Below are 15,863 nucleotides of genomic sequence, written 5' to 3'. Positions count from 1 at the left end.
TTAGCTGGCGGGGTCGATGAAAGTGAAAGTGACGCGGGTTGTCGGTGGTGCTTGGGCAAGTAGCCGCAGGTCGGCTGGGTGTACGCTGGCGATTACGGGGTAGCCGCCGGTGACCGGTCTGTCGCTGAGAAAAATAACCGGTTCACCGTTGGGTGGCACCTGGATGGCGCCGGTGACCATGCCTTCGCTGGGCAGCTCGCCTTCACGGGAGCGTTGCAAGACCGGCGTTGTAGAATCCCGCGGATTTTCGGGGGTAAGCCTCACACCGATGCGGTCACTGGAGTCGCTCACCTGCCAGCTGGTTGCGGTAAATTTCTCTAGCGATTCGGTGGTGAACCAGTCATCGCGTGGTCCGGCAATGACGCGCAGGGTGATGCTTTCGCTGGGCACATCGAGTGGACGCGCGCCTACCGCTACGGCACTTGCTGGCAGGTTGGCGGTGTAGAGGGTTTGCCCGGTGGTTAGCGGTGGTGCTCCTAGACCAGAGAGGGTGTCTCGTGAGGTGCTGCCTGCTTCAACCGGTGCTTCAAAGCCACCGCGCAGTGCCAGGTAGGTGCGTAGCCCACCGGTGGTGGGGCCCAGTTGCAGGGTTTCGCTGGGTTTGAGGGCGAAGGCTTTGTATAGCCGAACTGTTCGGGGTGTTTTATCGTCAGCCTCATCGGGGGAGGTTACTGTTGCTGATACCTGTGCGCCGGTCACCGCGAGCACGATATCGTCGGTGGCGGTTAGTTTCAGTCCGCCGCCTAAGTTTTCAAGAAGAGTAACCGTCACAGCGTTACCTACTAGACGGTTCGCTTCGTGGGCGGCAGCAATGTCAGCAAACCCAGAAGGTGAGACTCCCCAGTGGCTCAAGCCGTCGCGTCCGCCGTCTTGATACACCGTCTGAAGACCGGGAGCATCAAGGCGGGCAACACCTTTTTCAGGGGGTTGTGGGGGAGTAACGCTTGCGGACGCGGGAATCTCCACGAGCTCCCGCACAGGCTTGAATTGCACTGTGTTGCCCGGCTCTAACAAGGCGGGTGGGTTCTGGGTGAGATCCCACAGGGGGGCGTTGGTATGCCCGATCAGCTGCCAGCCACCTGGGGATGAACGCGGGTAAATCCCGGAAAGTTGCCCGGCAAGTCCTACTGAACCTGCTGGAACGGAGGTGCGCGGGGTGGCTCGTCTGGGTACGTCCATAGTGTTGTCGGGTGCGTGCAGGTAGAAGAAGCCGGGAGCGAAACCCGCAAAAGCTACCTGCCAGCTGGCGCTGCTGTGCTTTGTGATGACTTCTTCAACGCTGAGACCGGTAGCGTTGGCAACATCATTGAGGTCCTCGCCGGTATAGACGGTTTCAATGATGCGCGTGGTCGTCTGCGTTCCTGTGGTTTCGCTGTGTTCGGGCACGGTGAATGAGGTAATGAATGATTCAGTCTGCTGCGGGGTGGCAAAGTGAACCAGTACAGTTTGTGCCGCCGGGATCAGCTCAATCTGCCCGGGGGTAGGATGCTCGGTGAGGTGGGCGTGTACGCTGAGGGCGTGTTGCAAAGAGTTGCAATCAACCAGCGCGTAGTTGAGTGAAAACCGTTTGATGCGCGTCATGTGCCCTACCTTGGTGTAAATGAGTGCGGGTGAAACCGCACACTTAAGATTGTTCAACAATCTTGACAGGTGTGCCCTGCTTCACGCAACAATAGATACAGATATATCGTAGCCGAAACGTCAATTGAGTATTTTTTAACCAAAATATGTATTTACCGGCAGCCTCGGCGCACCTCCCAGTAGAAAAGAGCACCTATCGTGCATATTGACCTCAATTCAGACTCCGGTGAGTCTTTCGGTTCTTGGAACATGGGCGACGATGCGGCGATGATGCGCATCGTCTCTTCCGCCAACATTGCCTGCGGGTATCACGCGGGTGACCCTTCCGTTATGCGAACCACCTGCACCGCTGCTGTTGCAAACAATGTGACTATCGGTGCCCACGTCGCCTACCCTGACCTGCCCGGTTTTGGTCGGCGTTTCATCGATATGACCCCCACCGAACTGACGGACGCGGTCATCTACCAGATTGGTGCCTTGCAAGCTGTCGCTGCGCTCGCCGGGGGCAAAGTCTCCTACGTCAAACCTCACGGCGGTTTGTACAACACTATCGTTCACCATGAGGCACAAGCCCAAGCCGTTGCTACCGCTATCGCTGAGCTTAACCGTGCGTCTGGTACCAATCTCTCACTCTTGTGTCTGCCCGGTAGCGTGGTGGTAGAAAAATCTCAGAAAGCTGGCGTTGAGGTTTTTTACGAGGCTTTCGCAGACCGCGGCTACACCTCGCAGGGTACTTTGGTATCGCGCCGTGAAGCTGACGCGGTAATCCATGATCCTGTTCAGGTGGCAGCTCGCGTGGTGAAAATGGCGTTAGAGAAGAAAGTGATTGCCGCTGACGGTACTGAAGTCGCTTTGGACGCTCACAGCGTGTGCGTACACGGTGATACTGCCGGCGCTGTTGGTATTGCCCGCGCGGTGCGCGCGGCACTTGAGGTAGAGGGTGTACAGATTTCGGCGTTTTCAGTCTAAATACTTAGCTCAGCGCTAACTTGCCCAGTGCTGAGGTGGCGTGAAGATGCAGCCGGTGAGCACAAAAAATCAGACCCTTACTGTGCTTAAGTAAGGGTCTGATGTGTAGGTGAAGTGTACTTACGTCATGGGTTTACCAGATTGCTACACGCTGCTCGGGGGCAAGGTAGAGCTTGTGTTCCGGTGTCACATTGAATGCCTCATAGAACTCGTCTAGGTTGCGCACAATACCGTTAACGCGGAACTCACTGGGGGAGTGCGGGTCTACGGAGATCATCATTTCTTCGTACTGCTGGCGGGCTTTGGTTCGCCAACCGATACCCCATGACATGAGTACGCGCTGCACGCCGGTGTAGCCGTCGATGACGGGAGCATCCGCCAGGGAGTTAATGCCCTGTTGAGCGAGGGCGATTTTGTAGGCCTTCAAGGCGATGGAGAGACCGCCGAGGTCACCGATGTTTTCGCCTAGGGTTAGTTCGCCGTTGACGGTGAACTTCTCGGGGTCAAGACCGGTGGGGGTGTAGCCGTTGTACTGGTCAACGAGGGACGCGGTTCGTTTGGTGAATTCTTCGCGGTCGGTTTCGGTCCACCAGTTATTGAGTGCGCCGGTGCCGTCGTATTTTGAGCCCTGGTCATCGAAGCCGTGCCCGATTTCGTGACCGATGATCGCGCCGATGCCGCCGTAGTTGACGGCGTCGTCAGCTTCGGGGTCGAAGTAGGGCGGCTGAAGAATCGCTGCGGGAAAGACGATTTCGTTGGCGGGCGGCATATAGTAGGCGTTAACGGTCTGCGGGCTCATGAGCCACTCGGTTTTATCAACGGGTTTGCCGATGCGTGCCAGCATGAAGTTGTGTTCGTGCAAGATGGCGCGGCGTACTGATTCGAAGAGATCACCGGGTGCCAGTTCTAGGTCTGAGTAGTCGCGCCATTTGTCGGGGTAGCCGATTTTGGTGACGAACTGGTCTAGTTTCTCAAGGGCGCGGGCGCGGGTCTCGTCGGTCATCCACTCGAGGGTGGTGATTGATTCTCGGTAGGCTTCGATGAGGTTGTCAACGAGTTCCAGCATCTTGGCTTTATGAGTGGGCGGAAAATGCACGGCGACGTATTCTTTGCCTACTTGGTCGGCGATGTAACTTTCAAGCAGGGAGATACCACGTTTCCAGCGTTCGCGTACTTCTTGGGCGCCTGAGAGGGTGCGTCCGTAGAAGTCGAAGTTAGCTTCGACCATTTCTTCGTTGAGGAGGGACGCACGGGCGCTGATCATGCGCCAGATAAACCAGAGTTTCCAGGTCATCAGCGGTACGCTGGTCCACATTTTTGCGGCTTCTTCGAAGAAGGAGGGTTGTGAGAGAACGACAGTGCCAAATTCTTCAACGGATGAGCCGATTCCCTCGATGTAGGCTTCGAAGTCGAAGCCGGGGAATTTTTCGTTGAGGTCGGCGGCTGCTACCGGGTTGTAGCGTTTATCGGCGTCGCGGTTGCGCACGTTGTCCCAGTGGTGCGAGGCAATTTCGGTTTCGTGCGCCATGATGATTTGCGCCGCCATATTTGGGGTGAGACCCAGTGGTGCGGACGCGCCGGTGAGGGTGAACATGCGTTCAATGTGTTCTATGTAGGCTTCGCGAACCTCTGCGAACTTGTCTTCGCGGTAGTAGGATTCGTCGGGCAGTCCCAGACCTGACTGGCTCATGTAGACGGTGTAGTGGCCGGGGTTTTTCGCGTCGATGGAGGTGTACCAGCCAAAGAGGGTGCCAATACCGGCTTTGTCGCCTTCAGCGAGTACTTTGATGAGCTGGTCGTGGGTTTGTGCTTCGAAGACGGGGGTGATTTCGCGCTGGAGCGGGGTGACGCCGTCCGCTTCAATCTTTTCGGTGTCCATGAAGGCGTTGTAGAGGGCGCCGATGTGTGATTCGGGGTTTTCGTCGGCAATTTTTTCTACGATGGTGCGTACGTTCTTTTCAGCGTCATCGCGCAGGAAGTAAATCCCACCGTCTTTGGATCGGTCGGCGGGGATTTCGTAGGTGTCAATCCATGCACCGTTGAGGTGACGGAAGAAGTCGTCACCGGCGGCAGTATTGGGGTCGATGTATTCGAGGTCTAGTCCTGATTTCTTAGTCATGTTCTTAGTGTAGGGGCTAAAGGTGGTGGAGGTTACGTACGTTCGGGCTTGTTCACCACCCACGAAACCCCGACGCTTGAATCAGTGCGTGGAAGGTGGCGGAGATACTTGCCGGTGAAAGTCTTTGCTCGCCCGCGTACCTGTGACCAACGCCTAGCGACCATATGCTTACGAGCTACTGGCTTTGGGGCGTAGGCTTGTGCCTTATGACTAAAAACCCCTCTTCGAATCAGAGAAATAATAATAGTAATCTGCCCACAGGCACTACGCCTATGGTTTCGCCTACCGGCTCATTGCCTGTGATTGAGCCACACGACCACTCCCACGGCGCATCTCCTGCCGCTAAGTTACCGCAGGCAGATTTCTTGCTTCTTGCCGTCATGGTGGTGGCGGCTTTTGTCTTAATTCTCAATGAAACCCTGTTGGGTGTTGCCCTACCTTCCATCATGGAAGACCTCAACGTCTCAGCATCCCTGGGTCAATGGTCTTCCACTGCTTTCATGCTGACCATGGCAGTGGTGACCCCCGCTGCGGGTTTCATTCTTTCGCGTTTTAGCATTCGCCAGGTTTTTGTGGGCGCAATGTTGCTCTTCACGGTGGGCACTGTGGCAGCTGCGCTTGCTCCGACCTTCGCTTTTCTGCTGATCGGACGCGTCCTGCAGGCAGCTGGCACCGGTGTCATGATGCCCCTGTTGATGACCACTATGTTGCGTCTGGTTCCTCTTCATATGCGCGGTAAAGCAATGGGCATTATCGGTATGGTCATCTCGGCGGCTCCCGCGATGGGGCCCACCGTATCGGGTCTGATTTTGTCAGTTGCATCTTGGCGTTTTCTCTTTTGGGCGATTCTGCCCATCGGAATTATCGCCCTGCTGATTGGTTTGCGTCTGGCACCTAATACTGCGCCTACTGGCGAAGCCCAGAAACTTGATATCTTGTCGGTTGTTCTTTCAACCGTTGGTTTCGGTGGTCTGGTCTTAGGCCTGAGTTCCTTCGGTGGCGGTGCTGGTCACGGCGGCGGAGGGCTGCCGGTGAGCCCTTGGCCCGTGGTGGCTATTGCTGTTGCTTCGTTGGTCTGGTTTATCCTGCGCCAAAAGCAGCTTGAAGGCGCGTCCCCCTTCATGGATCTGCGCGTTTTCAAGGCAGGCCCCTTCGTTCTCACTGTCATTATGAGCTCGGTGGGCATGGGCGTCATGTTGGGTACTGCTATTTTGATTCCCCTGTACACGGCTAATACTTTGGGCGTGGACGCGCTGACGACCGGTCTGCTGTTGCTTCCTGGCGGTATCGTTATGGCAGTGTTGAGCCCCTTCGTCGGTGGTCTGGTTGATAAGTTCGGCGCTCGCGCCTTGGTGCTGCCCGGCGCGATCGCGCTCAGTGGCGCTATTTGGATGATGTCTACTTTCGGTGTTAATACTCCGCTGTGGTTCATTGTTGCTTCGCACGTCCTCTTGAGTATCTCGTTGCCTTTTATCAACACCCCCATGATGACTATTGGCTTGGGCAGCCTCGATACTGCTTTGTACTCCTTTGGTAGCTCGGCATTGACCGCAATTCAGCAGGTTGCTGGTGCAGCGGCAACGGCTCTATTCGTGACCCTCATGGGCATTGGTATTGCTAACTTCGGTGGCGATTCGCCCGAGGCGCACGCGGCAGGTGTTCACTTTGCTCTGCTGGTGGCGGCGTTTATGTCGTTAGCTGCTGTGGTGGTTGCTTTCTTTGTTCCTTCGGGTAAGCCCGAGGGACGCGAATAGCTCGAACGCGAAATACGAGAGAGAAACCTGCGTGTCATTACTGGCGAATAGCCAGCCACTAAAAGCCACCTTGCATGCTCCTAGCAAGGTGGCTTTTCTGTGCCTGCTCCGCGGGCAGGTGGGGGTCTGTGCTCCTCGACTGGCTCCGGCAAGCCCCAGCTAATCCGCCTGCGCGGGTTGGGGACGGAGGAGTTATTGAAGTGAGCAGCTTAGGTTTTTAAGTCAGGTGAGCGAACAAAATAAGCCGGTGAAAATGAGTGCTGAAATGACCATGAAAAGCTGTGAGATACAGACCCAAAAACGCGCCTGCTTTCTTAAGAAGAGAGTACGCCCAGAACCCTTGCAAATACTGGACTTTCGCTAATTCCCGTGTGGCCCTAGAATCACGTGATGTGATTGTACTGTCACACGAGAATTTAGGAGCGGGACGAATGCAAGAAAGAAAAATCAAGGCTTACGTCGACACCGAAACCGGCGGAGTGTACGACCTCGTAGCCGTCCCGCGCTCAGAATCGAAAGCTTGGAATCGAGGGGGTTTTCATGGGAATGGTTACCTAATTTGATGCGATAGCTAACGCGGATTGGGCTGATGGGGACTACAGGATTTTCGTAAAGCTACTAGGGCGGCTCGACTTTGAGAACTATCTGCATGTGAACACTACAGAGATAGCGGAGGAAATGCACCGTTCCCGTGAGTCGGTCTCACGGGCGATTAGTCGTTTCGTAGAACGCGGGGTACTGCTACGCGGTCCGCGCCGTAGGACGCTCCTACACTTACCGCCTAGACCCAAGCACCGCTTGGCGCGGTAAGCCCGAGGGCGCAGTACCTGCTGGCATGGGTCACTAAGGTTCACTAGACTGAGGGCTTCTTTCGCCGATCTTCGGTGAGAGGAGCCTTGCGTCCTTAACGCCTACGACGTCATTTTTCGTGGTGTCTAGAAAAACTGTTAGTAGTTGTGAGAACCTAGAAAAAACAAGCTGTTGGAGGGTGTTATGGAATATCGTCAGCTGGGTACATCAGGTCTTATTGTTTCGTCGGTGGGTTTGGGGTGCAATAATCTCGGACGCGCGGGCACGGCGACGGAGACCCAAGAGGCAACGAATACAGTGATTGCTGCTGCGGTGGATGCTGGCATTACTCTTTTCGATGTTGCTGATATCTACGGTGCCGAGCCCGGTGTCTCCGAAACCATGTTTGGTCAGGCTTTGAAGACTTTGGATTCATCAGTACGTGATGACATTGTTCTCGTGACAAAGTTCGGTATGGACATGAAGGGCACTAACGGCGCTGACTACGGGGTGCGCGGTTCTCGCCGCTACATCATGCGGGCGGTTGAGGCATCCCTGACCCGATTGGGCACGGACCATATCGATTTGTACTTTCATCACACCCCCGATGAGAAGACGCCTATTGAAGAGACCCTCGTAGCTCTCGACACTCTCATTGAGCAGGGCAAGGTGCGTTATATCGGTAATTCCAATTATGCTGGGTGGCAGATTGCTCATGCGCAGTATATCGCCCGTGAGCTAGGCACGCATCGCTATATTGCTGTTGAAAACCATTACAACTTGCTTGATCGCCGTGCAGAGCTTGAAGTGATGCCCGCAGCTCGCGCCTTTGGGCTGGGTATGCTGCCTTACTTTCCCCTAGCTAACGGTCTTTTGACCGGTAAATACACCAAAGATCAGGCACCTGCCGACGGACGCTTGACCCGTCTCAAACCGCAAATTCTTGAAGGCGCTAATTGGGATCAGTTAGAGGCGTTCTCCTCGTTTGCACGCACTCGCAACCTGAGCGAGGTTGAGATCGCTTTTGCGTGGTTGGCTGCACAGCACCCCGTAGCTTCGGTCATTGCTGGAGCTACCAGTGTAGAGCAGGTTCAGGCGAATGCTGCGACTGCTTCGGTGATACTCTCATCCGAGGATTTGGGGCACCTCGATCAAATCTTCCCTGCACCCGATAAAATTGCTCTTTTCTAGGGTAGGTAATAGCGGTGGCTACTTTTAGCGCTAATATTGCGTCCTACTCGCTGACCGAATTTAACCGGGAGAGTGAAGGTTTAGGCTGGAGCTTTGATTCTTCTCGGGTTGCCTTACTCGTTCATGATTTTCTTCCCTACTACTTACAGGTCTTGACCGCACAATTACAAGAAGAGCTTATAAAGTCTGTGCAGATCGTAGTGGACTGGGCGCAGCAGAACGGCGTTCCCGTTGTACGTTCGGCACCGCGTCCTGCCACCGCTATTGAGCAGCGGGGCATTGGTGGAAAATTGTGGGGGTTGGGTCCCACTGCGTCGCAGGTCAACGAATCTTTGGTGCAGGCTCTGGATGACGTTCCGTGCGTTTATAAGAGATCTCTCAGCGCTTTCTACGCAACTGACCTTGATGTGGAACTTCGCCGGCTAGGAAGAAATCAGTTGGCGGTTGTTGGGATTTTTGCTTCAGGTGGCATCATCGCCACTAGTTTTGATGCTCTAGCGCGAGATATCGAGTATTTTGTAGTGGCGGACGCGATTGCTGATTACTCTGCTGAGCGGCACCTCAACGTACTAAGACTCATCGGTGCAAGCACGGGTCAAGTGATCAACTTACAAGAATTAGTTACCAAGCAGTAGCAAAAATTCCCTGGTTTTATAAGCATTTTGAAGGTTTGAGAAAACTTATCAGGGTTTTGCTGCGTAGTGGCACCTAAAATTGCCTACTCATAAACCTGCAGGAACGGTATTTGGGGCTTAACAGATCTTCTTTGCCAATCAGCTAGTTACTAGGTATTTACTGGGTGAGAGGCGCTTATGCTCCAGGTAAAGATACCGGTCGGTAACATCTAGCAAGGCGTTTTTGTGTCAGTTCATCTGCGTTCCACGGGTTTACCAATCACATACGTCAGATGGTTTTAGAAAATATTGTGTTCCGGGGTTGCAAACGTTCTATACATCGGGTTATAGTAGTTTTGTTGTCAACTAAATTTGCACCCGTAAGGGTGTGTGCGAGACACGAATCGTATGTTGAGTGTGGTTCTAAAATATTTACTCAAGCGGTTCGACTTAGACTGGCTCGCGTCGGTGGTTGTGGTTCCCCCCGGCGCGAGTCTTTCTTCTTTTAAGATCTCTACACGTTGACGCACCACAATCTTCTGCGCTCTGAATCCTTAGCGTTTACTACCTGTATCTCTTTCCTCCTTCTATGACCTTGATAGCCGTAGCGCCTTTAGAAGGTCTTGGGGCGTGCAGAAGAAAGCTTAAGTTTGTGCGACTACTCCGTTCCCTAACAGACAGACCTTATACATATCCACCGATGTAGTGTAGACGGTATGTATTAGGGGTGGTCGGCTCTCTATACCTCGTGTCACTGGCTGGATTCAAAAGCCTTATATGTGAGCCAAGCTAATGCTTTGCATCACTAAAATTTGTCTTTGGTTAGTGTCAGTACTCTGGTTCTGGAACTTTTTTGAAAAAGTTTTCTTTTCCTTAAAGTGGTTGTGGCTTGGGTGTTTGTTCTAATGACAGGTGTGTAAGTAATCTGCGTCTATGGTTTGTTGGTTGCGGGGGTGTGTTTTGGGTGCGTATAGTTGTTTGAGTCGTCGTGGCGGGGTGCTGTATGAAGTGCCTAGTCGGGCGGTGGTTTTGAGAGTTTTATAGGGTGTTTCTGGTGCGTGTGTGCTTGGTTTTGTGTGGTTGCCTGTTGTGGTGGTTGCTGGGATGTGCTCATGCGTGGTTGTGATGTGGAACATGTTGTTTCGTGTTGCGGTGTGGAAATGCTTCTGGTAAGCTTGAATGGTTGCCTGCTGCGGTGGGTAGCTGAAATAAGAGAATTGACTGCTCAATGCGAGCTTCTTGCGCCGGTTGGTGTGGGGTGAGTGTTGGGGTGGTTTGTTGCTTGAGAACTCAATAGTGTGCTTTGATTTATAAAAACTTTGATTGATACCAATTTATTTATTATTTTGATAACTTTTGGTTTTCAATATGACAGTTATGATCATCTCTCGAGCACTATGTTTGTGGTGTTTGTTCCGTCATTAAGCACGGCGGGTGCTTCCGTTTTGTGGAGTATGGGATGGTTTTGTTTATTTTTGAGCTATAACAGTTATCATTCTTTTTTGTTTTTTAACGGAGAGTTTGATTCTGGCTCAGGACGAACGCTGGCGGCGTGCTTAACACATGCAAGTCGAACGATGATGCTTGGTGCTTGCACCGGGTTGATTAGTGGCGAACGGGTGAGTAATACGTGAGTAACCTGCCTTTGACTCTGGGATAAGCCTGGGAAACTGGGTCTAATACCGGATATGACTGGGAACCGCATGGTTTTTGGTGGAAAGGGTTTGTACTGGTTTTAGATGGGCTCACGGCCTATCAGCTTGTTGGTGGGGTAATGGCTCACCAAGGCGACGACGGGTAGCCGGCCTGAGAGGGTGACCGGCCACACTGGGACTGAGACACGGCCCAGACTCCTACGGGAGGCAGCAGTGGGGAATATTGCACAATGGGCGCAAGCCTGATGCAGCGACGCCGCGTGAGGGATGACGGCCTTCGGGTTGTAAACCTCTTTCAGCAGGGGAGAAGCGAAAGTGACGGTACCTGCAGAAGAAGCGCCGGCTAACTACGTGCCAGCAGCCGCGGTAATACGTAGGGCGCGAGCGTTGTCCGGAATTATTGGGCGTAAAGAGCTTGTAGGCGGTTTGTCGCGTCTGCTGTGAAAGCCCGGGGCTTAACTCCGGGTGTGCAGTGGGTACGGGCTAACTAGAGTGCAGTAGGGGAGACTGGAATTCCTGGTGTAGCGGTGGAATGCGCAGATATCAGGAGGAACACCGATGGCGAAGGCAGGTCTCTGGGCTGTAACTGACGCTGAGAAGCGAAAGCATGGGGAGCGAACAGGATTAGATACCCTGGTAGTCCATGCCGTAAACGTTGGGCACTAGGTGTGGGGGACATTCCACGTTTTCCGCGCCGTAGCTAACGCATTAAGTGCCCCGCCTGGGGAGTACGGTCGCAAGGCTAAAACTCAAAGAAATTGACGGGGGCCCGCACAAGCGGCGGAGCATGCGGATTAATTCGATGCAACGCGAAGAACCTTACCAAGGCTTGACATACGCTGGATCGCTCTAGAGATAGGGTTTCCCTTTTTGGGCTGGTGTACAGGTGGTGCATGGTTGTCGTCAGCTCGTGTCGTGAGATGTTGGGTTAAGTCCCGCAACGAGCGCAACCCTCGTTCTATGTTGCCAGCACGTGATGGTGGGGACTCATAGGAGACTGCCGGGGTCAACTCGGAGGAAGGTGGGGATGACGTCAAATCATCATGCCCCTTATGTCTTGGGCTTCACGCATGCTACAATGGCCGGTACAATGGGTTGCGATACTGTGAGGTTGAGCTAATCCCAAAAAGCCGGTCTCAGTTCGGATTGGGGTCTGCAACTCGACCCCATGAAGTCGGAGTCGCTAGTAATCGCAGATCAGCAACGCTGCGGTGAATACGTTCCCGGGCCTTGTACACACCGCCCGTCAAGTCACGAAAGTTGGTAACACCCGAAGCCGATGGCCTAACCGCTTTTTGTGGGGGGAGTCGTCGAAGGTGGGACTGGCGATTGGGACTAAGTCGTAACAAGGTAGCCGTACCGGAAGGTGCGGCTGGATCACCTCCTTTCTAAGGAGCTTCAACATTTATTGGTTGAGCCTGGTTTGTCCGCGAGTGTTGGACACTGGGTTTGCTCATGGGTGGAATATCGTCATTGTTTTTGGCATTGCTTGGTTGTGGTGTTTTCAAGGTATACTGTTGGGTTTTGAGGTAGCAAGCTTTGGTTTGTTGTCTCTGTTGTTGTGCCTGGCGCATGGTGGATATGCTGTTTTGGTGTGTTTGTTGTGTGTGTGGGTTGTTGTTTGAGAACTGTATAGTGGACGCGAGCATCTTCTGGAAACTGTGAGCGAATGGGCGCTTTTGGGTGTTTGTTTGTTCTGTTATTGTTTTCATGATTTTGTAACAACTTAGATTTTATTCTTTGATTATTTGTGTGTTTTGTAAGTTATTAAGGGCACACGGTGGATGCCTTGGCATCAGGAGCCGATGAAGGACGTGTGAATCTGCGATAAGCCTGGGGGAGCCGATAACAGGGCGTTGATTCCAGGATTTCCGAATGGGGAAACCCGGCTTGCAGTGATGTGAGTTACCGCCAGTTGAATGTATAGGCTGGTTGGGGGGAACGCGGGGAAGTGAAACATCTCAGTACCTGCTGGAAGAGAAAATAACTAATGATTCTGTGAGTAGTGGCGAGCGAAAGCGGATGAGACTAAACCTGTGGTGTGTGATAGCGGTTAGGCGTTGCATCATGGGGGTTGTGGGAGTTACCGTTCTAGTTCTAACTGGCTAGTGTAGTGATGTTGTGTTGTGTAGGGGAACGTCTTGGAATGGACGGCCGGAGAGGGTGAGAGTCCTGTACCTGAAATGTGACACGCCGCTTGTGTGACCACCCGAGTAGCACGGGGCTCGTGGAATCTCGTGTGAATCTGCCAGGACCACCTGGTAAGTCTAAATACTTCCTGATGACCGATAGCGGATAAGTACCGTGAGGGAATGGTGAAAAGTACCCCGGGAGGGGAGTGAAATAGTACCTGAAACCGTGTGCTTACAAGCCGTTGGAGCCTTTTGGGGTGACAGCGTGCCTTTTGAAGAATGAGCCTGCGAGTTAGTGTTCTGTCGCGAGGTTAACCCGTGTGGGGTAGCCGTAGCGAAAGCGAGTCTGAATAGGGCGTTTGAGTGGCAGGATCTAGACCCGAAGCGGAGTGATCTATCCATGGCCAGGTTGAAGCTACGGTAAGACGTGGTGGAGGACCGAACCCACTTCAGTTGAAAATGGAGGGGATGAGCTGTGGATAGGGGTGAAAGGCCAATCAAACTCTGTGATAGCTGGTTCTCCCCGAAATGCATTTAGGTGCAGCGTTACATGTTTCTTGCCGGAGGTAGAGCTACTGGATGGCCGATGGGCCCCACAGGGTTACTGACGTCAGCCAAACTCCGAATGCCGGTAAGTGAGAGTGTAGCAGTGAGACAGTGGGGGATAAGCTTCATTGTCGAGAGGGAAACAGCCCAGACCATCAACTAAGGTCCCTAAGCGTGTGCTAAGTGGGAAAGGATGTGGAGTTGCTTAGACAACCAGGAGGTTGGCTTAGAAGCAGCCATCCTTGAAAGAGTGCGTAATAGCTCACTGGTCAAGTGATTCCGCGCCGATAATGTAGCGGGGCTCAAGTACACCACCGAAGTTATGGCAATGTGCTTCATTTGTGGAGTGTGTTGGGTAGGGGAGCGTCGTGTATCCAGTGAAGCTGCGGTGTGAACTAGTGGTGGAGGGTATGCGAGTGAGAATGCAGGCATGAGTAGCGAATCACGGGTGGGAAACCCGTGCGCCGGATGATCAAGGGTTCCAGGGTCAAGCTAATCTGCCCTGGGTTAGTCGGGGCCTAAGGCGAGGCCGACAGGCGTAGTCGATGGATAACGGGTTGATATTCCCGTACCGACGAAGGACCGTCCATACTAAGACTGTGATGCTAACTATGCGATGTGGTTTGTAACTGCACTGGTTTTATGATTGGTGTGGAGCTTACTGCGGGTTGTAGGATCCGAGCAGTGGCGGTAAGCGTATTAACAGGTGTGACGCAGGAAGGTAGCCAAGCCACGCGATGGTTGTCGTGGTCTAAGCATGTAGGGTATCGGTTTGTTAAATGCGGCCGTGTTTGCCTGAGGTGTGATGGGACCCCGTTTGTGGGGGATTTGGTGATCCTATGCTGTCGAGAAAAGCATCGGCGTGAGGTTCTAGTTGCCCGTACCCTAAACCGACACAGGTGATCAGGTAGAGAATACTAAGGCGATCGAGAGAATCATGGTTAAGGAACTCGGCAAAATGCCCCCGTAACTTCGGGAGAAGGGGGACCTTGAGCGTGAACTGCCCTTGCGGTGGGGAGCGTGTATGGGTCGCAGAGACCAGGGGGAAGCGACTGTTTATCAAAAACACAGGTCCGTGCGAAGTCGTAAGACGATGTATACGGACTGACTCCTGCCCGGTGCTGGAAGGTTAAGAGGATTGGTTAGATCTTTGTGGTCGAAGCTGAGAATTTAAGCCCCAGTAAACGGCGGTGGTAACTATAACCATCCTAAGGTAGCGAAATTCCTTGTCGGGTAAGTTCCGACCTGCACGAATGGAGTAACGACTTCCCTACTGTCTCAACCATGAACTCGGCGAAATTGCAGTACGAGTAAAGATGCTCGTTACGCGCAGCAGGACGGAAAGACCCCGTGACCTTTACTATAGTTTGGTATTGGTGTTTGGTGTGGCTTGTGTAGGATAGGTGGGAGACTGTGAAGCATGGACGCTAGTTTGTGTGGAGTCGTTGTTGAAATACCACTCTGGTCATTCTGGATATCTAACTTCGGGCCATGATCTGGTTCAGGGACAGTGCCTGATGGGTAGTTTAACTGGGGCGGTTGCCTCCTAAAGAGTAACGGAGGCGCCCAAAGGTTCCCTCAGCCTGGTTGGCAATCAGGTGTTGAGTGTAAGTGCACAAGGGAGCTTGACTGTGAGACTGGCAGGTCGAGCAGGGACGAAAGTCGGGACTAGTGATCCGGCGGTTCATTGTGGAATGGCCGTCGCTCAACGGATAAAAGGTACCTCGGGGATAACAGGCTGATCTTGCCCAAGAGTCCATATCGACGGCATGGTTTGGCACCTCGATGTCGGCTCGTCGCATCCTGGGGCTGGAGTTGGTCCCAAGGGTTGGGCTGTTCGCCCATTAAAGCGGTACGCGAGCTGGGTTCAGAACGTCGTGAGACAGTTCGGTCCCTATCCGCTGCGTGCGTTGGAAATTTGAGAAAGGCTGTCCTTAGTACGAGAGGACCGGGACGGACGAACCTCTGGTATGTCAGTTGTACCGCCAGGTGCATGGCTGATTGGCTACGTTCGGGAGGGATAACCGCTGAAAGCATCTAAGTGGGAAGCCTGTTTTGAGATGAGATTTCCTTGCACTTTTTGTGTGTGAGACTCCCTATAGATGATGGGGTTGATAGGCCAGGTATGGAAGCGCCGACTGAAGAGGTGTGGAGTTGACTGGTACTAATAGGTCGAAGGCTTACTGTTTATCACTTTTTGTGGTGGCATGAGTATGTGAGTATTGTTTTTGTTGTTGACGTGTCCACTGTATGGTTTTTGGGTAATAACCCCGGCGTGTGCCCCGCCTCTTGTTTGTTGGTGGGGTGTGTGTTGTTTGGTTTTCCGTGGTTTTGGCGAGAGTAAAATACCTGGTTCCATTCCGAACCCAGTAGTTAAGGCTTTTTGCGCTGATGGTACTGCACTTGTTAGGGTGTGGGAGAGTAGGTCACCGCGGGTTTTTTGTTTGATGGAGGAGTTTGGGCTGTGGCTCGGGCTCCTTTTTCGTTTAATGTTGGGTTGTAAGTTTCCCGGT

General features: G+C 53.2%; 6 protein-coding genes, 3 rRNA genes and 2 pseudogenes. 9 read left to right on the top strand and 2 right to left on the bottom strand.

Annotated features, from left to right (window positions below; genetic code table 11):
* A complete protein-coding gene (locus JR346_RS09825) occupies positions 1-1,581 on the bottom strand; it encodes a carboxyltransferase domain-containing protein (protein ID WP_205482400.1) in 1,581 nt (526 codons plus the stop codon).
* A gap of 195 nt (positions 1,582-1,776) precedes the next feature.
* Here JR346_RS09825 and JR346_RS09820 point away from each other — a divergent pair, with 195 nt between their 5' ends.
* The gene (locus JR346_RS09820) at positions 1,777-2,550 is read left to right on the top strand and encodes a LamB/YcsF family protein (protein WP_205483962.1); all 774 of its coding nucleotides are present in this window, start codon (positions 1,777-1,779) and stop codon (positions 2,548-2,550) included.
* 133 nt (positions 2,551-2,683) lie between these two features.
* Here the strand turns inward: JR346_RS09820 and JR346_RS09815 are convergent, their stop codons facing one another.
* Positions 2,684-4,669, bottom strand: a complete 1,986-nt coding sequence (locus JR346_RS09815; RefSeq protein WP_205482399.1) for a M13 family metallopeptidase — start codon at positions 4,667-4,669, stop codon at positions 2,684-2,686.
* Positions 4,670-4,833: 164 nt separating this feature from the next.
* On the opposite strand from JR346_RS09815, the pseudogene JR346_RS09810 reads away from it, so the two are divergent.
* The 8 genes and pseudogenes from JR346_RS09810 to rrf form a co-directional block, all read left to right on the top strand.
* Positions 4,834-6,258: pseudogene (locus tag JR346_RS09810) on the top strand (DHA2 family efflux MFS transporter permease subunit); the annotation flags it as partial.
* Between the two features lie 74 nt (positions 6,259-6,332).
* Positions 6,333-6,404, top strand: a pseudogene (locus JR346_RS10670) (hypothetical protein); the annotation flags it as partial.
* Between the two features lie 670 nt (positions 6,405-7,074).
* Positions 7,075-7,233 carry a helix-turn-helix domain-containing protein gene (locus tag JR346_RS10665; protein ID WP_205482397.1) on the top strand — a complete coding sequence of 53 codons (159 nt, stop codon included), beginning with the start codon at positions 7,075-7,077 and terminating at the stop codon, positions 7,231-7,233.
* Between the two features lie 183 nt (positions 7,234-7,416).
* On the top strand, positions 7,417-8,403 hold the full coding sequence (locus JR346_RS09800) for an aldo/keto reductase (protein ID WP_204878294.1): 987 nt from the start codon (positions 7,417-7,419) through the stop codon (positions 8,401-8,403).
* A gap of 14 nt (positions 8,404-8,417) precedes the next feature.
* Complete coding sequence (locus tag JR346_RS09795; protein WP_204878295.1) at positions 8,418-9,038, top strand: isochorismatase family protein; 621 nt, start codon at positions 8,418-8,420, stop codon at positions 9,036-9,038.
* A gap of 1,488 nt (positions 9,039-10,526) precedes the next feature.
* A 16S ribosomal RNA gene (locus JR346_RS09790) occupies positions 10,527-12,060 on the top strand.
* A 369-nt stretch (positions 12,061-12,429) separates the two neighbouring features.
* Positions 12,430-15,538, top strand: a 23S ribosomal RNA gene (locus JR346_RS09785).
* A 133-nt stretch (positions 15,539-15,671) separates the two neighbouring features.
* Positions 15,672-15,788: ribosomal RNA gene (gene rrf / locus JR346_RS09780) — 5S ribosomal RNA — on the top strand.
* The 16S, 23S and 5S rRNA genes sit together here, the layout of an rRNA operon.
* The last annotated feature ends 75 nt before the right edge of the window (positions 15,789-15,863 follow it).

The organism is Rothia sp. ZJ932 (assembly GCF_016924835.1).
GTDB lineage: Bacteria > Actinomycetota > Actinomycetes > Actinomycetales > Micrococcaceae > Rothia.
This window is presented reverse-complemented; position numbering and strand designations above follow the sequence as displayed.